At 53.4% G+C, this 23,509-nt stretch carries 22 protein-coding genes; 18 read left to right on the top strand and 4 right to left on the bottom strand.

Annotated features, from left to right (window positions below; translation table 11 throughout):
• The 11 genes from H0248_RS04075 to trpS all read left to right on the top strand — a co-directional run bounded on the left by H0248_RS04075 (position 1) and on the right by trpS (position 9,470).
• The gene (locus H0248_RS04075; protein WP_180784875.1) at positions 1 to 570 is read left to right on the top strand and encodes a PilN domain-containing protein; all 570 of its coding nucleotides are present in this window, start codon (positions 1 to 3) and stop codon (positions 568 to 570) included.
• Positions 563 to 1,147, top strand: a complete 585-nt coding sequence (locus H0248_RS04070) for a hypothetical protein (RefSeq protein WP_180784874.1) — start codon at positions 563 to 565, stop codon at positions 1,145 to 1,147. The genes H0248_RS04075 and H0248_RS04070 overlap by 8 nt, the downstream gene beginning before the upstream one ends.
• Entirely contained in the window at positions 1,144 to 1,521 is a 378-nt protein-coding gene (locus tag H0248_RS04065) for a HofP DNA utilization family protein (protein ID WP_180784873.1), read from the top strand. The genes H0248_RS04070 and H0248_RS04065 overlap by 4 nt, the downstream gene beginning before the upstream one ends.
• A 99-nt stretch (positions 1,522 to 1,620) precedes the next feature.
• Positions 1,621 to 2,895 (top strand): DNA uptake porin HofQ, encoded by a 1,275-nt coding sequence (gene hofQ, locus H0248_RS04060; protein WP_180784872.1) that lies wholly within the window; start codon positions 1,621 to 1,623, stop codon positions 2,893 to 2,895.
• Between the two features lie 351 nt (positions 2,896 to 3,246).
• On the top strand, positions 3,247 to 3,768 hold the full coding sequence (gene aroK / locus H0248_RS04055) for a shikimate kinase AroK (protein ID WP_005969451.1): 522 nt from the start codon (positions 3,247 to 3,249) through the stop codon (positions 3,766 to 3,768).
• Positions 3,769 to 3,819: 51 nt separating this feature from the next.
• Positions 3,820 to 4,905, top strand: a complete 1,086-nt coding sequence (gene aroB / locus H0248_RS04050; protein ID WP_010277670.1) for a 3-dehydroquinate synthase — start codon at positions 3,820 to 3,822, stop codon at positions 4,903 to 4,905.
• A 168-nt stretch (positions 4,906 to 5,073) separates the two neighbouring features.
• Entirely contained in the window at positions 5,074 to 6,090 is a 1,017-nt protein-coding gene (locus H0248_RS04045; protein ID WP_180784871.1) for an SPOR domain-containing protein, read from the top strand.
• A gap of 79 nt (positions 6,091 to 6,169) precedes the next feature.
• Positions 6,170 to 6,982, top strand: coding sequence for an adenine-specific DNA-methyltransferase (dam, locus tag H0248_RS04040; protein ID WP_014916855.1), 813 nt, complete (start codon positions 6,170 to 6,172; stop codon positions 6,980 to 6,982).
• Between the two features lie 112 nt (positions 6,983 to 7,094).
• Positions 7,095 to 7,772 carry a ribulose-phosphate 3-epimerase gene (gene rpe / locus H0248_RS04035; protein ID WP_180784870.1) on the top strand — a complete coding sequence of 226 codons (678 nt, stop codon included), beginning with the start codon at positions 7,095 to 7,097 and terminating at the stop codon, positions 7,770 to 7,772.
• Complete coding sequence (locus H0248_RS04030; protein ID WP_180784869.1) at positions 7,765 to 8,469, top strand: phosphoglycolate phosphatase; 705 nt, start codon at positions 7,765 to 7,767, stop codon at positions 8,467 to 8,469. Before rpe ends, H0248_RS04030 begins: the two co-directional genes overlap by 8 nt.
• Positions 8,466 to 9,470 (top strand): tryptophan--tRNA ligase, encoded by a 1,005-nt coding sequence (trpS, locus tag H0248_RS04025; protein WP_119873304.1) that lies wholly within the window; start codon positions 8,466 to 8,468, stop codon positions 9,468 to 9,470. Before H0248_RS04030 ends, trpS begins: the two co-directional genes overlap by 4 nt.
• A gap of 252 nt (positions 9,471 to 9,722) precedes the next feature.
• On the opposite strand, the gene cysG is transcribed toward trpS, so the two are convergent.
• From cysG to nirB, 3 genes are read right to left on the bottom strand one after another with little or no spacing between them, the layout of a single operon-like run.
• A complete protein-coding gene (gene cysG, locus H0248_RS04020) occupies positions 9,723 to 11,102 on the bottom strand; it encodes a siroheme synthase CysG (RefSeq protein WP_180784868.1) in 1,380 nt (459 codons plus the stop codon).
• 26 nt (positions 11,103 to 11,128) lie between these two features.
• Positions 11,129 to 11,497 carry a nitrite reductase small subunit NirD gene (gene nirD, locus H0248_RS04015; protein ID WP_010277621.1) on the bottom strand — a complete coding sequence of 123 codons (369 nt, stop codon included), beginning with the start codon at positions 11,495 to 11,497 and terminating at the stop codon, positions 11,129 to 11,131.
• Positions 11,494 to 14,064, bottom strand: coding sequence for a nitrite reductase large subunit NirB (nirB, locus tag H0248_RS04010; protein ID WP_180784867.1), 2,571 nt, complete (start codon positions 14,062 to 14,064; stop codon positions 11,494 to 11,496). Before nirB ends, nirD begins: the two co-directional genes overlap by 4 nt.
• A 636-nt stretch (positions 14,065 to 14,700) precedes the next feature.
• Between nirB and H0248_RS04005 the strand changes: the two genes are divergently transcribed.
• The 7 genes from H0248_RS04005 to ppiA all read left to right on the top strand — a co-directional run bounded on the left by H0248_RS04005 (position 14,701) and on the right by ppiA (position 22,135).
• Positions 14,701 to 15,855 carry a mandelate racemase family protein gene (locus tag H0248_RS04005; protein ID WP_010297089.1) on the top strand — a complete coding sequence of 385 codons (1,155 nt, stop codon included), beginning with the start codon at positions 14,701 to 14,703 and terminating at the stop codon, positions 15,853 to 15,855.
• 99 nt (positions 15,856 to 15,954) lie between these two features.
• The gene (locus tag H0248_RS04000; protein ID WP_180784899.1) at positions 15,955 to 17,565 is read left to right on the top strand and encodes an ABC transporter substrate-binding protein; all 1,611 of its coding nucleotides are present in this window, start codon (positions 15,955 to 15,957) and stop codon (positions 17,563 to 17,565) included.
• A 132-nt stretch (positions 17,566 to 17,697) separates the two neighbouring features.
• The gene (locus tag H0248_RS03995) at positions 17,698 to 18,738 is read left to right on the top strand and encodes an ABC transporter permease (protein WP_180784866.1); all 1,041 of its coding nucleotides are present in this window, start codon (positions 17,698 to 17,700) and stop codon (positions 18,736 to 18,738) included.
• Positions 18,739 to 18,776: 38 nt separating this feature from the next.
• Positions 18,777 to 19,658 carry an ABC transporter permease gene (locus H0248_RS03990; protein WP_148276445.1) on the top strand — a complete coding sequence of 294 codons (882 nt, stop codon included), beginning with the start codon at positions 18,777 to 18,779 and terminating at the stop codon, positions 19,656 to 19,658.
• Positions 19,630 to 20,517 (top strand): ABC transporter ATP-binding protein, encoded by an 888-nt coding sequence (locus H0248_RS03985; protein ID WP_374705254.1) that lies wholly within the window; start codon positions 19,630 to 19,632, stop codon positions 20,515 to 20,517. Before H0248_RS03990 ends, H0248_RS03985 begins: the two co-directional genes overlap by 29 nt.
• 44 nt (positions 20,518 to 20,561) lie before the next feature.
• A complete protein-coding gene (locus H0248_RS03980; RefSeq protein ID WP_180784897.1) occupies positions 20,562 to 21,338 on the top strand; it encodes an ABC transporter ATP-binding protein in 777 nt (258 codons plus the stop codon).
• 224 nt (positions 21,339 to 21,562) lie between these two features.
• Positions 21,563 to 22,135, top strand: coding sequence for a peptidylprolyl isomerase A (gene ppiA, locus H0248_RS03975; RefSeq protein WP_180784865.1), 573 nt, complete (start codon positions 21,563 to 21,565; stop codon positions 22,133 to 22,135).
• Positions 22,136 to 22,221: 86 nt separating this feature from the next.
• Here ppiA and pelZ read toward each other — a convergent pair whose 3' ends face one another.
• The gene (pelZ, locus tag H0248_RS03970; RefSeq protein WP_180784864.1) at positions 22,222 to 23,499 is read right to left on the bottom strand and encodes a pectate lyase PelZ; all 1,278 of its coding nucleotides are present in this window, start codon (positions 23,497 to 23,499) and stop codon (positions 22,222 to 22,224) included.
• Positions 23,500 to 23,509: the final 10 nt, after the last annotated feature.

Genomic DNA, 23,509 nt, shown 5'->3' with positions numbered 1-23,509 from the left:
ATGTTGCTGATTAATCTTTTACCCTGGCGCAACACTCGGATGCGTCAGCGGGCACGCCGTTGGCTAGGGCTGCTGTGGCTACAGACGGGGTTGATGCTATGCCTTATTGCGGCGAGCTATCTGCTTTGGCAAAACAGGCAGCAACGCGCGCAGGATGACCTCAATGCGGTGCTGGCCCAACAGCAGCAACTGATGGTGCAGTATCAACAAACGCATCAGGCGCGAGAAGCGCTGCGTCGCTATCTGGAACAGGAACGCGGCGAGACGATAGTCCGGCACGACAATCGTCGTAACCTCCATCTGTTAGATCAGCTTGCTGGCATGGTGCCCGCGCGCCTGTGGCTGACGGAAATCGCTGACCGCGGATCGCATCTGCTGCTGTCCGGTGTAAGTGAAAACTATCACGATATCATTACGCTACAGCACGCGTTATCACGCCATGTTTCCGTCGAGCGTGTGCAGTTGCTGCATACGTCCCGAGAGCGTGGTGTGAATACCCCGCTGCACTTTTCCTTTCAGGCCAACTGGCGCGACACGGGTGTTTCCTTACCGGGGGAAGACCATGATTAATCAAGCGATCGTGACTGCCGTCGTACTGAACCGGCCTGGGCTAGTGAATAAACCGCTCTGGCAGCAGCTAGTGCTTCAATTGGCGTTCGTCGCCGCTGCTGGACTGTTAGCAGGCTGGTTCCTCATCGGTGAAGTACGGCAGGCGGTGATTGGCATAGAAGAGCAAACCGTTCAGGCGCGTCTGGATGTAGGGGAACTCCAGCAAAAACTAGGTTCGATGCCACTGCTCTCGGTGCTACGCACGCAATTAGCGGAGAAAACCGCGCAAGACGATCCCTTTCAGCCTGACAGACTGGCACAGCTTATCGTTGAACCTCTATCGCTGGCGGGGGCTTCGCTTCTATCCTGGCAGCCCGCTCCGCCTCATGCAGGGGCACCCCATCAGGAACGTTGGCAATTGGCATTTAGCGCGAATTACACGGGCGTATTGCAGGTGCTTCGTGCGCTGATGGCATTACCTTATGTGCTGCGAATAACGCAACTGACCGTAAAGCCTGATGCCGCTCCAGCGGCGGCGTCGGAAAAACCGCAGCTTCTGGTTGAGCTATCGCTAATCAGGCCGGAGGTATCGCCATGAGCCACATAACACGTTGTATCGCATTGATACTGCTCTTTGCGCCACATAGCGTACAGGCGGAAAAGCTCGCAGAACGTATCGACCCTTTTCAGCCTCTGGCTGCTTCACGCTGTCTGCCCCCAGCGACACTGCCAGCGTGGCAGCTAAAAGGCGTGATAGGTTCTGGCGACCGTTGGACTGGCTGGTTAGCGCAGCCGGAGGCTGGTTGGCTCAGGCTGACACGCGGCGAGACGATCCCTCCGGGGAATTGGGTGGTCAGTCAAATGGATAAATCAGGGGCCAAACTTGTCCCGACAGCGCATGAGGCAAGCTGTGACGGTCTGCCAGAGAATCTGCTGCTGATTTCTCCGTTTATCACTAAGCCAGCGAAATAGATGCAGTCTGCCTGACGCACGTATTTTGAACGCCGTCTTTGGACAACCGTTTTTTGAAAACAACGCTGGCAACAGCGTATCTCGATAACAAGGAAGGTTATGAATATGAGGATGTTATGTCGGGTGCTGGCGTGGAGTGGGTTACTTCTTCTCGCCGCGCCGTTTCAGGCCAGTGCGGAAAGTTCGGTATCGATGGCGTTTGAAGATTCACCGATACCTCGGGTGCTACAGGCGTTAGCCGATCACCAACAGCTCAATGTGGTGATCGCTCCGGGCGTGACGGGGAACCTTAGCCTGAGGCTGGCTGATATTCCCTGGCAGCAGGCATTGGATATTGTTTTACGCATGGGGAAGCTCAGCGTCGAGCGGAACGGCAATGTGCTGATGGTTTTCCCTGCCGGGCACCTTGAATCCTTACAGAAAGAACGAGACGAACAGGCGGCGGAGCAGGCGCAGAAATTGCCGCTGCATAATATCTCTGTTGCATTGCAATATGCTGATGCGACGGAAGTGGCGGCCAGCGTTCAGGCTCAGCGTGGAACGCTACTCTCTACGCGTGGCAGCGTAACCGTGGATAAGCGGACGAACACTTTATTGATTCGCGATACGGAAGAGGCTCTGGCACAGCTCGAACCGTGGGTGAAAGAGCTCGATCTGCCGCTAGCGCAGGTACAGCTGGCGGCACATATCGTCACCATCAGTAGCGAGCACCTGCAGGCGCTGGGCGTTAATTGGGGGCTGGGTGAAGGGGACGCGGCGAACAAGGCGCTCAGGCTGAATAATTTTAACGTTGGCCTGCCAGTCGATACGCCCGCGATCAATGCCGGATTCCATTTGGCGCGCTTGAATGGTCGTCTGCTGGACCTGGAATTAATGGCGCTGGAACAGGAAAGTCAGGTCGAGATTATCGCCAGCCCTCGCTTGTTTACCGCGCACCAGCAGACCGCCAGTATTAAACAAGGCACGGAAATTCCGTATCAGGTCTCCAGCGGTGCCAGCGGATCGACGTCTATCGAGTTCAAAGAGGCGGTGTTAGGGATGGAAGTTACACCCGACATTCTGCGTGCCGGACGGATTACGCTGAACCTGAAAATCAGCCAAAACATGCCGGGGCAGACGATTAAGCAGGGCGATAATGGCGAAGCGTTAGCGATCGATAAACAGGAAATCCAAACTCAGGTGACGGTTGCTGATGGAGAAACCATCGTTTTAGGCGGTATTTTCCAGCAGCAAAAAAAGAACAGCGACAGACAGGTACCCATATTGGGCGAGGTTCCCGTATTTGGTCATCTGTTCAGAAACCATACTCAGCAGCATACGCGACGAGAATTGGTCATTTTCATTACGCCGACGCTGATACCCGCATCATCGTGAGCAAACTCAGGCGGGCTCTGATGTCATACGGTGTTTTTCTTTCGGATTGGGCGCAATATTTTGTCACGTTCGTCGCTTATGAGTTTGACGCTGCGGCGGATTTAGCTTACAAGGGTTAGCGAATTGAGCACTGAAGTGTTGTTCCACCGAAAATGTCGATAAAACATACTACATTGACCCCCTGTGGTCGGTGTGACATTTTATTCGGTTGCCAAACTACCCTGAGTCTTGAGATAATTTTTTGTCTGATTCTCGCACTATCGCTCATGAGGTTTCAGTTTAGGTCCCGCCGCTGGGTTGATTGGCGGGGCGGGTTATCATTAACGAATTGTCTTAGTAATACCAAAAAACATGGCAGAGAAACGCAATATCTTTCTGGTTGGGCCTATGGGTGCCGGCAAAAGCACTATTGGCCGTCAGTTAGCTCAGCAACTCAATATGGAGTTTTTCGACTCCGATCAAGAAATTGAGCGACGCACTGGGGCTGATGTGGGCTGGGTATTCGATGTGGAAGGCGAAGAAGGCTTCCGCGATCGTGAAGAGAAAGTCATTAATGAATTGACGGAAAAGCAAGGCATCGTACTGGCGACAGGCGGTGGCTCAGTCAAATCACGTGAGACGCGCAATCGTCTTTCCGCGCGCGGCGTTGTCGTTTATTTGGAAACGACAATCGAGAAACAGCTTGCCCGCACGCAGCGTGACAAGAAGCGTCCGTTACTTCAGGTTGAAACCCCTCCACGTGAAGTATTGGAAGCGTTGGCGAAAGAGCGGAACCCGCTTTATGAAGAAATCGCTGACGTTACCATTCGGACTGACGAGCAAAGTGCCAAGGTTGTTGCTAACCAGATTATCAATATGCTGGAAAGTAACTAAGAGCATACCTTATCCGCATTGAGCGGATCCTGAACGGGTTGTTTAACGCGCATGGAAAGAATTACCGTAACACTAGGGGAACGTAGTTATCCCATTACGATAGCCGCTGGATTATTTGATGATTCGGCTTCTTTTATGCCGTTGAAAGCGGGGGAGCAGGCCATGCTGGTGACGAACCAGACGTTGGCTCCTCTGTACCTCGACCGCGTTCGTGGTGTGTTGGAAAACAGTGGCGTGCATGTCGATCAGGTTATCTTACCTGACGGCGAGCAGCACAAATCGCTGACCGTATTGGATCAGGTTTTTACCGCACTGTTGGCGAAACCACATGGTCGTGATACGACGATTGTTGCCTTGGGTGGCGGTGTCATCGGCGATTTAGCCGGTTTTGCCGCGGCCAGTTATCAGCGTGGCGTCCGATTTATTCAGGTGCCGACAACGCTGCTATCGCAGGTAGATTCTTCTGTCGGGGGTAAAACCGCCGTCAATCACCCGTTGGGTAAAAACATGATCGGGGCGTTCTACCAGCCCGTATCGGTTGTGATCGATCTGGACTGCCTGAAATCTTTACCGGCACGGGAATTGTCATCCGGGCTGGCGGAAGTCATCAAGTACGGCATTATTCTGGATCGTGATTTCTTTCTTTGGCTCGAAGAAAACATTGAAGCCGTGCGTGCGCTACAGCATGACGCGCTGGCTTACTGCATTCGACGCTGCTGTGAAATCAAAGCGGCGGTGGTGGCAGCAGATGAACGCGAAAGCGGTATGCGTGCGCTACTCAACTTGGGCCATACTTACGGGCATGCCATTGAAGCTGAAATGGGCTACGGTAACTGGCTTCACGGCGAAGCGGTTGCGGCAGGCATGGTGATGGCTGCACATACGGCACGTCGCCTTGGGCAGTTCTCCGTTGAGGATGTCGAGCGAGTCAAGTCTCTGCTGATTCGCGCTGGCTTACCTGTAAACGGCCCAACGCAAATGACACCTGAATCCTATCTTCCTCATATGATGCGCGACAAGAAAGTGCTGGCGGGCGAGTTACGTCTGGTGCTGCCAACGGCAATCGGTCAATCTGAAGTTCGTGGCGGCGTTGCGCATGACATGGTGTTGGCTTCGATAGCTGATTGTCTTGCCTGATGCGGTAACGCTATCGGGTGATGAAAGACTGGCGGTTATGAAAGATAAGTATTAACGACAGACACGCCCTGATGGGTTATGGTTAATAAAATACAATGCGTTACGATTCAATGATTCGCCTTGGCGACCACGTGGCGAATTCGAGCTTTATTAGTGGGGAGATGTTAAATGGATGAGTTCAAGCCGGAAGATGAGCTGAAGCCTGATACCAGTGACCGTCGACCTACTCGTCAGCAGAAAAGCAGCAACTTCGCGGTACCTAAAATCGCGCTTTCCAGACAGCACCTGATGATTGGCATCGGGATTGTGGTGCTGGTGTTGCTGATCGTGGGTATTGGATCGGCCTTGCAGGCACCTTCTCAGCCACAAACCTCACAGACGCAGAATCAAGCGAGTGGCGAGCGAAATATCGATCTCTCTTCCTCGTCCTCCATGACCCAGAGCACGCAGCCTTCCTCTCCGGGTGAAAGCCCTGCGGCCGTTTCTGGCGAGGCTAGTCATGGTCAAATGTCAGGGCAGGCGTCTTCTCAAACGCCGACGTCGCCTCAGATATTGAGTGCTCCTCCGATTTCCGGTACGCCGACGGATGCACAGATTCAACCGCCGGTGGCAGGCCAGCAGCGTATTGAGCTGCCGGGCAATATCACCGATGCGCTGTCGCAACAGCAAGGGCGCGTGAGCGAATTCTCTCAGGGTGCGGCAGGAAACTCGACGCTGCCAACGGCACCTGCGACGGTTGCTTCGGCGGGTAAAACGCCTGCGGCCTCATCCGCTAAAAATACGCACAACACGACGCCTGTACATGCTAGCAACGCTAAGCCTGCTGCGAACAGCGCGCCAAAAGTGCCAGTAGCAAGTAAACCCGCAGCTAACGCAAAAGCGGCTCCTGCAACGGCTGGGCAGAACGTTTCCGTACAGAATGCGCCCGCCAGCAGTTTTACGTTGCAACTGAGCAGCGCATCACGCTCGGATACGCTGAAAGCCTACGCAAAACAACATAATCTCGCCCATTCTTGGGTGTATGAAACGAAACGAGACGGAAAATCCTGGTATGTGTTAGTGACCGGAGTCTATGCTTCTTCTGCGGAAGCGAAACAGGCAATTGCCGCGTTGCCCGCAGAGGTACAAGCGAAAAAACCATGGGTTAAGCCGATCCGTCAGGTGAAGCAGGACTTGAATAAGTAACACCAATTTTAGCCCTGATGTGCTGTCTGACACAGAGTACAATCCGCGGCTCTGAAACGTATGAGTAACTAACGACGGCATGAAGAAGAACCGCGCTTTTTTAAAATGGGCTGGTGGTAAATATCCGCTGGTAGAAGAAATTCGTCGCTATTTACCCGCAGGAGACTGTCTCATTGAGCCCTTTGTTGGCGCGGGTTCCGTGTTTCTGAATACGGAATACGATCGCTACATACTGGCTGATATTAATAGCGACCTGATTAATCTCTACAATATCGTTAAATCGAATGCAGATGAGTTTGTTACCGACGCCCGTAAACTTTTTACGGATGAGGTCAACACGTCAGAGACGTTTTATCTGCTGCGTGACGAATTTAACCTTTGCAGCGATGCCTATCGGCGCGCGCTGCTGTTTCTCTATTTGAATCGCCACTGCTATAACGGCCTGTGCCGTTACAACATGCGCGGTGAATTCAATGTTCCTTTCGGGCGCTACAAGAAGCCCTATTTTCCTGAAGAAGAAATTCGCTGGTTCGCCTTCAAAGCGCAAAATGCCACTTTCGTCTGTGAGCATTATCAGGACACGCTGGAAAAAGCAGAGAAGGGATCGGTCATTTATTGCGATCCGCCTTATGCGCCGCTGTCTGCGACCGCGAATTTTACGGCCTATCACACCAATAATTTCAGTCGTGCCGACCAGCAGAGCTTGGCGCAATTGGCGCGCCGTTTATCAGCAGAAAGCCAGATTCCGGTACTGATTTCCAATCATGACACGTTACTGACTCGTGAGTGGTATCAGGAAGCGGTGCTTTATGTTGTTAAAGCACGCAGAACGATTAGCCGTAATATTTTAGGGCGTAGTAAAGTAAACGAGTTATTAGCCCTATATCGGTAATACCGTTTGGGGTAAACAGAGCGCGGTGAATCGGTTAATGCCGTCTGAGAGGCGTCATTAGCCGGGAATAGGTTACCCGCAGGCATTCAGACTTTACCGTTTGGAGAAATGAATGAAACCGTTTTTAATCGCGCCGTCCATTCTGTCGGCTGATTTTGCCCGTCTTGGTGAAGATACCGCTAACGTATTGGCTGCCGGGGCGGATGTGGTCCATTTTGATGTCATGGATAACCACTATGTGCCAAATTTGACGATTGGCCCGCTGGTCCTGAAATCCCTGCGCGATTACGGCATTACCGCGCCGATTGACGTCCACCTGATGGTGAAACCGGTCGATCGTATCATCCCGGATTTCGCCAATGCGGGAGCCAGTTTCATTACCTTTCATCCCGAAGCCACGGATCATCTCGATCGTTCACTGCAACTGATCAAAGATCACGGCTGCAAGGCTGGGCTGGTGTTTAACCCAGCGACGCCGCTGAGTTATCTCGATTACGTCATGGATAAGCTGGATATCATTCTGCTGATGTCGGTTAACCCTGGATTTGGCGGCCAGTCCTTTATTCCCAGCACGCTGGATAAACTGCGTCAGGTTCGTCGCTTGATCGACGACAGCGGTTACGACATTCGACTGGAAGTCGATGGCGGCGTAAAAGTAGAAAATATCGGCGCAATTGCTGAAGCGGGCGCGGATATGTTTGTGGCGGGATCGGCGATTTTTGGTCATCCAGATTACCGTGCCGTCATTGCTCAAATGCGTAGTGAAATTTCAAGGACGACACATGACTGAATTAACCGCAGTTCGCGGATTAGCTTTTGATTTGGATGGGACGCTTATTCACAGCGCACCGGGTCTGGCGGCGGCGATCGATCAGGCCTTAGTGGCGCAGTCGTTGCCTGCTGCGGGCGAAGCTCGTGTCGCAACCTGGATTGGTAACGGTGCGGACGTGATGGTTGAACGGGCGCTGCGCTGGGCTGGCGTTGAGCCTACAGGTGCACGCTTGCAAGAAACCCGTGAGCGGTTCGATGTCTATTATGCGCAGACGGTGGATAGCGGTAGCACGCTGTTTCCACAGGTAAAAGAGACGCTGGCGCAGTTGGCGCAGCAGGGCGTTCCGATGGCGGTGGTGACCAATAAACCCACGCCGTTCGTTGCCCCGCTCTTGGCAGGCCTGGGGATTGGCGAATATTTTTCGCTGATCATCGGTGGCGATGATGTCATTGTGAAAAAGCCGCATCCTGCGCCGCTCTATCTGGTACTCGGTAAGCTGGGGCTGCGTGCCAGCGAGCTTCTGTTCGTCGGCGATTCCCGCAATGATATTCAGGCGGCACAGGCGGCGGGCTGCCGCAGTGTCGGCATGACGTATGGTTATAACTATGGTGAAGCGATCGAGCTGAGTCAGCCGGATGTCGTTCTGGATCGTTTTGCCGATATTTTGCCCCTGATCGGGCAGTCTTCTTCACACAATCAGGAACCCTTAGTATGAGCAAGCCCATTGTATTTAGCGGTGCGCAGCCGTCTGGTGAATTGACCATTGGTAACTACATGGGGGCGTTACGTCAGTGGGTCAACATGCAGGACGATTACGACTGCATCTATTGCATTGTGGATTTGCATGCCATCACGGTACGTCAGGATCCGCAGGCGCTGAGAAAAGCGACGCTGGATACGCTGGCGCTGTATCTGGCCTGCGGCATCGATCCGAAAAAGAGCACCATTTTTGTTCAGTCGCACGTGCCTGAGCACAGCCAACTGAGCTGGATACTAAACTGCTACGCGTATTTCGGCGAACTGAGCCGCATGACGCAGTTCAAGGATAAATCCGCGCGTTATGAAGAGAACATCAACGCCGGTCTGTTTAGTTATCCGGTGCTGATGGCGGCGGATATCCTGCTGTACCAAACGAATCAGGTGCCAGTGGGTGAAGATCAGAAACAGCATCTGGAACTGAGCCGTGACGTCGGGCAGCGTTTCAACAGCCTGTATGGCGACATTTTCAAAGTGCCAGAGCCGTTCATTCCGAAATCGGGTGCCCGCGTGATGTCGCTGCTGGAACCGACCAAGAAGATGTCCAAGTCCGACGATAACCGCAATAACGTTATCGGGCTGCTGGAAGATCCGAAAGCGGTGGTGAAGAAGATCAAACGCGCGATGACGGATTCCGATGAGCCGCCAGTCATTCGCTATGATGTGAAGAATAAAGCCGGGGTATCCAACCTGTTGGATATTCTGTCTGGCGTGACGGGAAAACCCATCCCTGAGCTGGAGCAGGAATTTGATGGCCAGATGTATGGTCACCTGAAAGGTGCGGTGGCGGATGCCGTATCCGGTATGCTGTCTGAGCTGCAAGAACGTTATCATCGCTACCGTAACGATGAGGCTTTCCTGCAACAGATCATGCGTGAAGGGGCTGATAAAGCGAGTGCTCGCGCACAGGAAACGCTGAAGAAAGTCTACGACGCTATCGGTTTTGTTGCCCGTCCGTAAGTCTTAATTACCGTCAGGAGGCTCTCTCCTGACGGTTTCCTGCTACTGCTTATCTATCCCTTTGAATCCGCTATCTTATCCTTGTGGGATAGGCGGAAACACGTCGTCTGGAATCGGGTTCTCAAACGGTGTCTGCTGCAATCTTTCCTGATGGTCGGCTTTTGCTTGTGCAACGTGCTGCGTCCCAGATGTGGCTTGCGGTAAGCATTAAAGTGACCTTTTGTAAGAGAGCATGTTCAAAATAGTGAATTGTTATGCTGTCTGGTCAGAGAACCAGCTCAATTTTTCCCGCAGCCCGACAACGTTGCCGATGATGATCAAACTCGGGCTGCTGGCTTGTTGTGCTAATTCGCGCAGTTGGGAGAGCTGTCCAGTCAGAACGCGCTGTTTGGTTGAGGTGCCGTTTTCGATAATCGCGACAGGCACGGTTTCCGGTAACCGCTGTTCGATGAGCTTACTTTGAATGTGCTCAGCCTGCTGAAGCCCCATGTAAAACACCAGCGTTTGTTTTTCTGCTGCAAGGCTGGACCAGTCCAGATCGGTGTCGTGCTTGACGTGTCCGGTGATCAGCCTGACGCCCTGCGAGTGATCGCGATGGGTGAGCGGGATACCGCTGTAGGCTGAACAGCCCGACGCGGCCGTAATACCGGGGACGACGGAGAACGGTACGCCGGCCTGTTGCAGGTGCTCCAGCTCTTCGGCACCACGGCCGAAGATAAAGGGATCACCGCCTTTCAGCCTGACGACCCGATGACCGGCGCGTGCCTTTTCTTCCAGCAACTGATTGATTTGATCCTGAGGAACGCTGTGATAGCCAGAGGCTTTGCCGACAAAGATTCGCTCGGCGTCGCGGCGTGACAGGTTGAGAATCTCGTTCGATACCAGTCGATCGTAAACGACAATATCAGCCTGCTGGAGATGCTGTAGGCCTTTCAACGTCAGTAATCCCGCATCGCCCGGCCCTGCGCCGACCAGCGTGACTTCACCCCGGTCATCGAGCGGCGCGGAGAAAAGCAGTTCCGTCAGTTGTTGAACGCTCTGGCTATTGTCATTGGCCAGCGCCTGCGCCAGCCTGTCGTGTACGAAGAGCTTTTCCCAGAAGCGGCGGCGTGCGCTCATATTGCGGAACCGGCTTTTGACCCGACTGCGCAATTCACCTGCGTAGGTCGCCAGCTTACCGAGATTTTGCGGCAGAATACTTTCCAGCTTTTCCCGCAGTAGCCGAGCCAATACCGGAGCAGCGCCGCCAGAAGACACCGCGACCATCAGCGGTGAACGGTCGATGATCGACGGCATAATGAAGCTGGCGCGTTCTGGTGAGTCCACCACGTTACAGAAAATCCGGCGCTCGCTGGCGCTGGCATAGACATGGTTATTGACGTCCTGATCGTCGGTAGCGGCAATCACCAGCCACACCGCGTCCAGTAACGTGGGATCGAAGGTGCCGTGTACCAGCGTTAATTGAGCATCTTGCTCCCACGCCCGAAATTGATCGTTAAAATCGAGCGCATTGACGGTAATCACTGCGCCAGCATCCAGCAATAGCCGGGCTTTACGCTCGGCTATTTCACCCCCTCCTACCAATAGACAAGGTTTATCGTGCAACTGACAGAATATTGGCAGGTAATCCATGTAACGCCTCTTGAAAGCTCAGGTTATTAGGGTAATGGTTGGCTATTATCAACCGCGATGTCACGGTCTGCGATGGATATTTGCACATTACCGTTTGTTACCTGAGTATCATAAGCTGCAACAGAATAGGCTCCATCCTCCAGACAGAAGCCATCATAAAGGCGGAAATGCTGTTTTTTCAATGGGCTTGCGACCCAAAGATCGTCCTGATGCTCTCCCACTATCCCACGACTTAATACGCTCGCCTGCGCGAACGGGTCGATATTGCTGATGGCGTAAACCTGCTCATCGTTACGTGGGCGGAACACGGCAATCTGTTGCTGCTCGACGAGTGCGCAAACGCCAGTGCCGGGCAGGATGTCGTCTAACTTACATACGGTCGTCCACTGGCTCATGCGTTTTCCTCCGCTAGTTCGCTATTTTTTATCTGATCAATGTGTTTCACCGGAATACGCTCGGCAGGGCGTGCCGGACGGTGTTGTTGACGTTCACTCACCATTTGCACATTCGGATCACGTTCTGGGCTGTTAATGAAGTGGGCAAAGCGCTTCTGTGCTTCAGGATCTTCCAGCGTCGCCTGCCATTCGCAGACGTAGCCTTCTCGCAGACGTGCAATATCCGCTTCAAGCTGATCGTTAATGCCCAGTTTGTCTTTCACAATCACATTACGCAGATAGTCGATGCCGCCTTCGAGATTATCCAGCCAGACGGACGTACGCTGAAGCTTATCGGCCGTGCGAATGTAGAACATCATGAAGCGGTCCAGATAGCGGACTACCGTTTCGCGGTCTAAGTCGGCTGCCAGCAGGTCGGCGTGGCGCGGCTTCATCCCGCCGTTGCCGCATACATAGAGGTTCCAGCCTTTTTCGGTGGCGATAATCCCCACGTCTTTACCCTGTGCTTCCGCACATTCCCGCGTACAGCCGGAGACGCCAAATTTCATTTTGTGCGGCGTGCGGATGCCTTTGTAGCGGTTTTCCAGCTCGACGCCAAAGCCCACGCTGTCGCCGACGCCAAAGCGGCACCAGGTGCTGCCGACGCAGGTTTTTGCCATACGTAATGCCTTGGCGTAAGCGTGGCCGGTTTCAAACCCAGCTTCGATGAGCTGAGCCCACACGTCAGGCAGATCGTCTTTCTGTACGCCGAATAGCGCCATGCGCTGAGAGCCGGTCATTTTGGTGTACAGGTTATATTGCTTCGCGATGCGACCAATGGCGATCAGGCCATCCGGCGTGATTTCCCCGCCTGCGGAACGTGGGATCACAGAGTAGGTGCCGTCTTTCTGGATATTGCCGAGGAAGTTATCGTTGGAATCCTGCAACGGCGTGTGCTGCGGTTTGAGCACGTACTCGTTCCAGCAGGAAGCCAGCAGGGATGCCACGGTCGGTTTACAGACCTCACAGCCGTAGCCTGAACCGTGTTTCTCCAGCAGTTGATCGAACGTTTTGATTTTTTCGATTTGGATCAGGTGGTACAGCTCCTGACGCGAATAGGCGAAGTGTTCACACAGGTGATTATTGACTTCGATCCCCTGTTTGCTGAGTTCCGCGTTCAACACCTGCGTAAGCAGCGGGATACAGCCGCCGCAGCCCGTACCGGCTTTGGTGGTTTCCTTAAGCGCCGCGACGGTATGACAGCCGCCGTTAATCGCTTTGATGATGTCGCCTTTGGACACATCGAAGCAGGAGCAGATTTGCGCACTTTCTGGCAGTGCATCGACACCCAGCGTCGGTTTGGCACTGCCAGCGGACGCAGGAAGAATCAGCGCTTCAGGAGAGTCCGGCAGCGGGATTTTGTTCAGCATGAATTGCAGCAGGTTGCCGTAATCCCGCGTGTCGCCGACCAGCACAGCACCGAGCAGCGTTTTATTGTCGGCGCTGACGATCAGTCGTTTGTAGGTTTCTTTATTTTCATCCAGCCACATGTAGCTACGAGAACCCGGCGTATGGCCGTGCGCATCACCAATCCCGCCGACATCGACGCCCATCAGCTTGAGCTTGGCGCTCATATCGGCACCCTGAAATCGGTTTTCATGTCCTAACAGGTGGTCGACGGCAACCTGCGCCATCTTGTAGCCGGGTGCGACCAGACCAAATGGTCGGCCATGCCAGGCGGCACATTCGCCGATAGCGTAGACGTCCGGGTCGGAGGTTTGGCACCAGTCGTTAATCGCGATACCGCCGCGTGGGCCGATTTCCAGTGCGCACTGACGCGCCAGTTTGTCCTGTGCGCGGATGCCGGTTGAAAACACGATGAAGTCGACTTCCAGCGTGCTGCCGTCGGCAAAGACCATCGTCTTGCGGTTTTCCAGACCGGAATGCTGAATGGCCTGCGTATTCTTGCTGGTGTGCACTCGCACACCCATGTTTTCAATCTTGCGCTGCAGCAGGGCGCCGCCCTGTGCATCCAACTGTTCGGCCATGAGCACGGGGGCAAACTCGATGACGTGTGTTTCCACGCCAAGGTGTTTCAGTGCGCCGGCGGCCTCCAGACCTAAAAGCCCCCCGCCGATCACCGCGCCGCGTTTGCTACGGCGTGCGCAGTTTTCGATGGCGTTGAGATCTTCGATGGTGCGGTAGACGAAACAGTCTTGCCCGTTTGATCCTTTGATTGACGGGATCCACGGATAAGAGCCGGTGGCCATGATGAGCTTGTCGTAATACACGGTACGGCCGGAATTGGAGTGGATAGCTTTTTCACTGCGGTTAATAGTGATGGCGCGTTCACCGAGCAGGACTTTAACGCCATTTTTTTCGTAGTAGCCTTCGCGTACTAAAGAGAGCTCTTCTACCGTGTGGTGCGCGAAGTAAGAAGAGAGGTGGACACGGTCGTAGGCGACGCGGGGTTCTTCACAAAAAACGGTAATCTCGTAGGTGGACGTTGGGGCCTTATCCAGCAACTCTTCGATAAAACGGTGGCCAACCATCCCGTTACCGATAACAGCGAGTCTGACTTTGTTCATTTTTGCCTCAAAATTGCTTCTTCTGAGGTTACCTTATCGCTCCACACTGGACGCTTATTGATGTACATCAAATTGTCTTTTATATACTACTTTATGAGTATCTTGATGATTTTACTTATTTTTTCTTAAGTCTTGGTTTTTGCTGGAGTTTTAGCTGCGGGCAAAAATGAGATCTATAGCACGCTTTTGGTCAGAAGCCGACTGGTTAGCGGGCAATCCGCTATCAGAGTAATCGTCCCCCTCGTCAATCATTCACGTTTCTGAGCGCTTAAAAATAAAACTAAGGGATTATCCATTTGTTTAATAAGGATATGAAATGTTCTGGTGATAATGCTCACAAGGTTGTGTGCAATTGCACAATTATCGGTGACATAATTTCATCATATGGAAGAAATTGCCTAATGACTAACGGCGTAACAACCTTAATAATTGAAAATAAAACAGCATTTTTTTTTAATTAGCACACTATTTCTTTTCTGTGACATTGATCGACTTATAAGGTCGTACCAGAAAAATAGCGGTGTTTTTTAGCGACAAGGCCAACACAGTCAGTGGAGTTACTCTTTAATTATTTATACGGCTTACATTCGTCAATCTTGTACATGAGTTGTGTTAAACATCAAGGCAGGTAACAACGTGAAAATAGAATCAATTGATGTCACCGTCTTCACTTATCCCACACGCCGGGTTTCCGACAGTGCGGGTCATTCACACCCAGGACCTGAAAATCAGGCCAAGATGGCGCTGTTAACCATCACGGCAGATGACGGCCAAAAAGGCTACGCTTTCGCGCCACCGGAAGTGATTCGTCCTCATATCGTTAATGCTTTCTTCCGCAAAGTGCTGATTGGGCAAAACCCGTTCGACCGTGAGCGCCTGTGGCAGGATCTGGTGCACTGGCAGCGCGGTAGCGCCAACCAACTGACCGACCGCGCGTTGTCGATTGTGGAATCCGCACTGTGGGATCTGCAAGGTCGCGTGCTGAACATGCCAGTGCATAAGCTGCTCGGCGGCTATCGTGAGAAAGTCCCTGCTTACGGCAGCACCATGTGTGGTGATGAGCTGGAAGGTGGTTTGTCTACGCCAGAGGAATATGGCCAGTTCGCAGAAAAGCTGGTGCAGCGTGGCTATAAAGCCATCAAGTTGCATACTTGGATGCCGCCTGTGTCATTCGCGCCTAGCCCGAAGATTGACGTACAAGCCTGTGCGGCAGTACGTGAAGCGGTCGGCCCAGATATCTGCCTGATGCTGGATGGTTACCACTGGTACAGCCGTAGCGATGCACTGTACATCGGCCGTGAACTGCAAAAGCTTGATTTCACCTGGTTTGAAGAGCCGATGGAAGAACAGAGTATGGCGTCTTACAGCTGGCTGACCAAGAGTCTGGATATCGATGTTATCGGGCCAGAAAGTCTGTCAGGCAAATACTTCAGCCGTGCTGACTGGGTTAAAGAAGGCGCATGCGACATTCTACGCGCGGGCGTGCAAGGCGTGGGCGGTCTCTGGCCGTGTATGAAAGTCGCGAGCTTGGCAGAATCCTTCGGTATGGACTGTGAAGTTCACGGTAACGGCGCGCCAAACCTCAACGTCGTGGGCGCTATCAAAAACTGCCGCTGGTATGAGCGCGGGCTGCTACATCCTTTCCTCGATTACGACGAACCTGCTGCGTATCTGAATTCGATTGTCGATCCAATGGACAACGAGGGCTTTGTGCATCTGCCGCAACGTCCAGGGCTGGGAGAAGATATTAATTTTGACTGGATTGAGGAGCATACCCTAAGTAAAGAATAACGTTTTGTTCTAATCGTTTTTTGTTCGACCTGAAAGATAGCCTTACCTAAAAAATAAAAAGTTGTCGTCTTCCATGCTCCCACACCTTGGAGAATAATGATGAAAGCACGCGCAATACTCCGTACCCTGCTGTTAGGTTCACTCTGTATGGCCGCTACGCCGGCCATTCTATCGGCAAAAACCCCTGACGATCAGCTGATCGTGGGGATGAACATGAACAACATGCTCTCACTCGATCCGGCCGCTATGACCGGTAACGAAGTGGTGGGCATTATCGTCAACCTCTATGACTCGCTGGTGGTGCTGGATCCCGCCAACCTGAGTAACATCCAGCCTTCTCTGGCGAAAAGCTGGAGCGTCAGTGATGATGGTAAGGTCATTACCTTCGATCTGGTGGATAACGCCAAATTCCATTCCGGCAACCCCGTAACGGCGCAAGACTTCGCCTGGTCGATGAAGCGTCTGCTTAACCTCAACATGGCACAGGCCACGACGTGGAAATCCTACGGCTTCACCGCGGAAAACGTGGAGAAAATGATACGTGCCAAAGACGCGCACACCGTCGAAATCGAACTGCCAAAACCGAACGATCCAAAACTGGTGATCTACTCGCTGGCGACGCTGGGTAGCGGCTCGGTGCTGGATAGCAAAACGGTCATGCAGCATGAGAAAAACGGTGACTGGGGTAACGGCTGGCTGACCACGAACGAAGCCGGTTCCGGCCCGTTCAAGCTGGACGTGTGGCAGGCGAAAGACGTGCTGCGCATCAGTAAAGTTGAGAACAACTGGCAGGGCGATGCGAAAATGCGTCGCGTGATTTTCCGTCACATGACTGAATCGCAGGCGCTGCGCCTGATGATTGAAAAAGGCGATATTGACGTGGCCTCTGGCATGTCGGTGCCGGATATCAATGCATTGAAACAAGATAAAGACGTTGTGGTTGATGAGGTGCAAAAAGGCACGCTGTACTACGTTGCCATGAGCCTGAAGAACGAATACTTCGCCAAACCGAAAGTACGTGAAGCGGTTCGTTACCTGATTGATTACGACGGCGTGAATAAGACGGTGATGCCTGGCTATGGTTTCTATCATCAGCGCCCTATCCAGAAAGGGATGGATGCGACGTTGCCGGATCCTGGCTACAAGCTGGACGTGCCACGCGCCAAGGCACTGCTGGCTGAAGCGGGCTACCCGAATGGGTTTGAAACCACGCTGCGTGTTTTGTCCGATCAGCCGTTCCTGAATCTGGCGACCTCGGTACAGTCCACGCTGGCGCAGGCGGGCATCAAAGCCAAAATCATCTCCGGCACCGGTAATCAGATTTACGGCGCAATGCGTGACCGTAACTTCGATATGCTGGTTGGCCGCGGCGGTGGCGGTGTCGATCCGCATCCTCACTCCAGCCTGCGTTCTGTTGTCTATAACCCGGATAACAGCGACGAAGCCAAACTGACCAACTTCCAGGGCTGGCGCACGTCTTTCTACGATAAGCCTCTGAACGACATGATCGATCAGGCGCTGTTGGAGAAAGATGCTCAGAAACAGAAGCAGATGTATATCAACGTACAGAATCGCTATGAAGAACTGTTCCCGGCCATCATTCCGGTGTCACAGATGATCGATTCTGTGGTGTTGCGTAAGGACGTGAAAGGCTATGTGCCGCATCCGTCTTCTACGACGCATCTGCGTGAGGTGTATAAGCAGCGCTAGTGTCCACACGTTAAACCGGATGATTAGCCGATACGTTCCCGGCTAATCATCCCGATCAGATACGTTAAAAAGAGATGACCGCGTGAGTGGTGATTTGCTGTCGCCGCTCATCGGGATATCAGGAGAAAGAACATGGTTTTCTCTGATTGGATCAAGCCGGGTGGAGTACTGCGTCGTTTGGCAAAACGTCTGTTTCAGGTCGTCGTCACGCTGTTCGGGTTATTAATCCTGACTTTCGTGATCGGCCGCGTGATGCCAATCGATCCCGTCCTGGCTATTGTCGGACAGGACGCCGACCAAAGTACCTATCAACAGGTTTACCAACAACTGGGGTTGGATAAGCCGCTGTATGTGCAGTTTTTTATTTACTTCAATTCGCTGATACATGGGGATCTGGGCAATGCCCTCCTGACTGGGCGACCGGTAATAGATGATATTATCCGCGTTTTCCCAGCAACCGTTGAACTGGCAACGATGGCGATTATCGTCGGTGCCGGTCTGGGCGTGCCATTAGGCGTGTTGGCTGCGGCGCGACGCGGCAAGTGGGCGGATTATGTGGTGCGCTTTATCAGTCTTGCCGGTTATTCCACGCCAATATTCTGGGTCGGGATGATGGGACTGCTGGTGTTCTATGCTTGGCTGAACTGGGTGGGCGGTGCTGGACGGGTTGATATGGCCTACGACGGCCTGGTGGAGAACCGTACCGGTCTGCTGCTGGTGGATTCGCTACTGGCGGGCGAGTGGGATGTGTTCCGCAGCGCGCTGAACCATCTGGTGTTGCCAGCCACGATTCTCGGTTTCCACTCGCTGGCCTATATCAGCCGTATGACGCGTAGCTTCATGCTGGCTCAGCTTTCGCAGGAATACATTATTACCGCGCGAGTGAAAGGGCTGTCTGAGTTCCGCGTTGTCTGGGCGCACGCGTTTCGCAATATTCTGGTTCAACTTCTGACGGTGGTAGCGCTGGCGTATGGCTCGCTGCTGGAAGGGGCGGTACTGATCGAAACGGTCTTCTCATGGCCTGGATTTGGTTCCTATCTGACAGGCAGCCTGCTGCTGGGGGATATGAACGCGGTTATGGGATGTGTGCTGCTAGTCGGGTTGATCTTCGTGACGCTTAACCTGCTGTCGGACATGTTGTATCAAATCTTTGATCCGAGGACGAACGCATGAATATTTCCTCTGAGCCGCCAGTCAGCCGTGAATCGGTAATGCGGACACCGCCGGAAAAACGTGTGAGCCGCCTGCGGTTACGCGGTGCGCGAATCGGCGGGTTTCTCTTGACGATGATGCGCAATCCACTAACCGCGATTGGTTCCGCGATTGTGCTGATGTTGGTGCTGGTTGCCATCTTCGCCCCGTGGATTGCCACGCATGATCCGCTGGTACAGGATCTGGCTAACGCGCTACAGGCCCCGAGTGCAGCGCATTACTTTGGCACCGATGAGTTTGGGCGCGATGTGTTTAGTCGTCTGGTCTATGGTTCACGCATCACGCTGTATATCGTTGCGCTGGTGTCGGTCACCGTGGGGCCTATTGGGCTGGCGCTGGGCGTGATCTCTGGGTATTACGGCGGGATCGTTGATACCATTCTGATGCGTATTACCGATATCTTCATCTCTTTCCCCAGCCTGGTATTGGCGCTGGCGTTCGTTGCGGCGCTTGGCCCAGGTCTGGATCATGTAGTGATTGCGATTACGCTGACGGCCTGGCCGCCGATTGCCCGTCTGGCAAGGGCAGAAACGCTGTCACTGCGTCACGCGGACTTTGTGTCTGCGGTGAAGCTGCAAGGCGCATCCTCTATCCGCATCCTGCTGCACCACATTGTGCCGCTGTGTCTGCCATCGGTGATTATTCGTATCACCATGAATATGGCGGGCATCATTCTGACCGCGGCGGGTCTGGGCTTTCTGGGATTGGGGGCACAGCCGCCCGATCCTGAATGGGGCGCGATGATCTCTGCGGGTCGTCGTTACATGATGGAGTGCTGGTGGTTAGTAACTATTCCGGGGCTGGCGATTTTGATTAACAGCCTGGCGTTCAACTTCCTTGGAGACGGCCTACGTGACATCCTCGATCCCAGAACTGAATAAGTCTTCTCAACGTGCGTCGGGAAGCTCGCCCCTGATGGAAGTGGAAAATCTGCGGGTAAGCTTTGTGAACCGTGGAGCCGTGACGGATGCCGTGCGCGGCGTCTCCTTCCAGCTTGGCTGTGAAAAGCTGGCTATTGTCGGCGAATCTGGCTCCGGTAAATCGACGGTCGGTCGTGCGCTGCTGCAACTGCATCCACACAGCGCGCGGATTACGGCAGACAAACTGCGCTTCGGCGATACCGACCTGCTGAAAGCGGATGAGGCGCGGATGCGTCAGATTCGCGGCAAGCGCATCTCCATGATTATGCAGGACCCTAAATATTCTCTGAACCCAGTGGTGTGCGTCGGCGATCAGATTGCCGAAGCCTATCTGGCGCACCATAAGGTGTCGCATCGCAAGGCGAAGGAAAAGGTCATGGCGATGCTGGATGTGGTGCGCATTCGCCAGCCAGAGCGCGTCTACAATCTTTACCCTCATGAAATTTCGGGCGGGCAGGGGCAGCGCATCATGATTGCGATGATGTTGATTACCGAACCTGAAATCGTGATTGCCGATGAACCGACCTCCGCACTGGATGTGTCCGTGCGTTTGCAGGTGCTGGCAATGCTGGATGATCTGGTCAGCGAGCGCGGTCTGGGGCTGATTTTCATCAGTCACGATATCAATCTGGTACGCAGCTTCTGCGATCGGGTGCTGGTGATGTATGCCGGACGCGTCGTGGAGTCCATTGCTGCCGCCGATCTGGACAACGCGCAGCATCCTTATACGCGTGGGTTGCTGAATTCGCTGCCGGATATCGACCATCGACGCCCGCGTTTGCCGGTGATGAATCGCGATCCTGCCTGGATCAATGGATAAAGGGGATAATCATGGCAACTGAAGCAATGGGTCAGCGCAAGCCGATGATCGAAGTGAGTAACCTGAATCTCTCTTTTGGACAGGGCAGTACGGCGAATCAGGTATTGTACGATGTGAACCTTACCGTCAACGACGGTGATATCTTTGGTCTGGTAGGGGAATCGGGTTCCGGTAAAACCACGGTGCTGAAGTGTCTGGCCGGGCTTTTTAATCATTGGGAAGGCACGCTGCATATTGACGGGAAGAAACTGGCACACCGAATCGATCAGGCGCGCTGTCGTCGGGTGCAGATGGTGTTTCAGGATCCGTATGGATCGCTGCATCCCCGTCATACCGTAGAGTCGATTCTGGAAGAGCCGCTGTCGATCCACCGCTTTGACGATCGTGACGATCGTATCGATACCTTGCTGGAGAAAGTGGGGCTGGGAACGCATTTCCGTCGCCGCTATCCGCATCAGCTTTCGGGCGGACAGCGTCAGCGTGTGGCGATTGCTCGAGCGTTGATTCTGGAACCGAGAGTGCTGCTGTTGGATGAGCCAACGTCGGCGTTGGATGTATCGGTGCAGGCGGAAATTCTTAACCTGCTGACGGAGTTGCAGCAGCAGGAAAAGCTGACCTACCTGATGGTGACGCACGACTTGGGCGTGATTTCCCACCTGTGCCATAAAGTGGCGGTGATGCAATACGGTAAAATACTGGAAACGTTGGAAACCGACGACCTGACTAGCGATGTACCGAAGAACGCATATACCTCTATGCTGGTGGATGCTAGCCGTCAGTACAGCCGCGATCTGGCGGTACGTTCGGAGCGTATGGGCTAGGTATTTATAGACTAAGTACGTATGGACTCGGCGCGCTGCGCGATAATCATCATCATGAGGGCCGAGCAATCGGCCCTTTTTTTATCTTACGTACAGGTTTTCGCTCACAGTTGGTTACGAACAGACTTTTATACGTAAAAAAAGGTAAATGGGTAGCGTTGAAGGGTGTGGATACTTACAATCATTACGCTTTCTGTAGTCGGCCTCTTCAAAAAGGAATTCTCATGTTCAAACGTACTCTGGTTGCTGCGGCAGCCCTTATTTCACTGATGGCATTTTCTCCCGCCTTTGCGGCTTCCGGCACCACCACGCGTGTGCTGTTGACGACGTCCGCGGGCAATATCGAACTGTCTTTAGATAATCAAAAGGCACCGGTTTCGGTAAAAAATTTCGTCGAGTACGTTAACAACGGTTTTTATAACGGGACAACATTTCACCGTGTGATCCCTGGCTTTATGGTGCAGGGCGGCGGCTTTTCTGGCGAAATGAACCAAAAAGCGACGAACGCGCCGATCAAGAATGAAGCCGATAACGGTTTACGTAACCAGCGCGGCACGATCGCGATGGCGCGCACATCTGACAAAGACAGTGCGACCAGCCAGTTCTTTATCAACGTCGCGGACAATGCGTTTCTCGATCACGGCCAGCGTGATTTTGGCTACGCCGTGTTCGGTAAAGTCGTGAAGGGCATGGACGTCGTGGATAAGATCTCTCAGGTTCCAACGAAAAACGTCGGGCCTTATCAGAACGTACCGACTACGCCAGTGGTGATTCAGTCTGCGAAAGTGCTGCCCTGATTGGCAAGATAGATAAGCAAAGAACCGAGAATATGCAAAAGGCCACTAATGTGGCCTTTTGCGATCTTAACGTCTCGACTACTGTGTTATTCCAGCGCTTTTGCCATCTGCTGTAGCCAGGCATCCACGCCAGTGCTTGGCACGTTCAACTGACGGTAGGTTGCGGTGGCAACAGGATAGCCGCCGACGTCTTCCTGGCTATTCACGAAGCCACCTTTCCGCTGTTTGAAATTCTCCACGATACGTTTATCAACAGCATCACGATCTTTAGGGCGTGCGCCTGCGCTTTGCAGTACCTGATTGGTGACTGCGCTGGCTGGTGATGCTGTTAAGCCCGCAGGCCAAATAGGGGACACTTTGAGTAAATTAATCCCGCTGCCTGATGTTTGCGGTGCGGCTTTACCATTGGCATCGTATGCGAGGTTATCTGACATCCAGACATCGCCGGAGCTGTTGCTTCCTACGAGCCCTAAACCTGCTTTGGTATTCGCGCCGTAGTGCATTACGTTACCCGCCACGGAGACGCGTGGGCTGGCAGGCATGGTTTTCCCTTCCCACTCGCCTTTGACTCCACCGACGCGAACACCCCAAATACCGGGGTTGTAGATCAGGTTATTGACCATGACGCCCGTAGAGCCAGCTTTGAACCAAGCATTGCGTTCGTTGTTGTGGGCATACAGGCTGCCCACGATCGATACGTCAGTCACGCTATCGTGAACCAGCGTTCCCATCGAGTGAATACCTTTGGTGTGAGCTGAATCGTATAGGCCTTCAGCAACGATATTATTCGAGAGTGTGATGCGGTGCGCCGTACCTTGCGGCCCGTCATAGCGTGGGCCGGAAATAGACAGATTTTCGTCCGTACCCCAGGCGAAGCTAGAATGGTCGATCACGACGTTGTAGGCATCTTTGCCGTTGATGGAAACATCGCGTTCAAAACCGCTTTTTTTACCCATACCAGCATCGCCGATGCGAAAACGAATATGCTGCATGAGCACATCATGGGTGCTGATCCCCATTCCGCCGCGAATGATAGTGATACCGGGAGAAGGGGCGGTTTGGCCGGCAATGGTCACAAACGGCTCGGTTAAGCGGAGGTCACTTTTATTCAGGTCGATAATACCGCCAACCTCAAAAACGATAATGCGTGGCCCTTTAGCGGCCAGCGCCTCCCTGAGTGAACCTGCTCCGGAAGAGGCCAGCGTTGTGACGCGAATAATGCGTCCACCGCTGCCTGCAACTGTATCCGTTCCGAATCCTTTCAACTCTGGTGCTGCCGGTGTGGCGGCGCTCGCCATCGGTATGCCGATACTGAATACTAAGCCAGTGCTGAACAGTGCGGCGAACAGAAGAGAACGTTTCATTTCATTTCCT

Source organism: Pectobacterium brasiliense, from assembly GCF_013449685.1.
GTDB lineage: Bacteria > Pseudomonadota > Gammaproteobacteria > Enterobacterales > Enterobacteriaceae > Pectobacterium > Pectobacterium brasiliense_A.
Note: the sequence above shows the minus strand (reverse complement) of the source record. Positions and strands in the feature narration are given on the sequence as shown.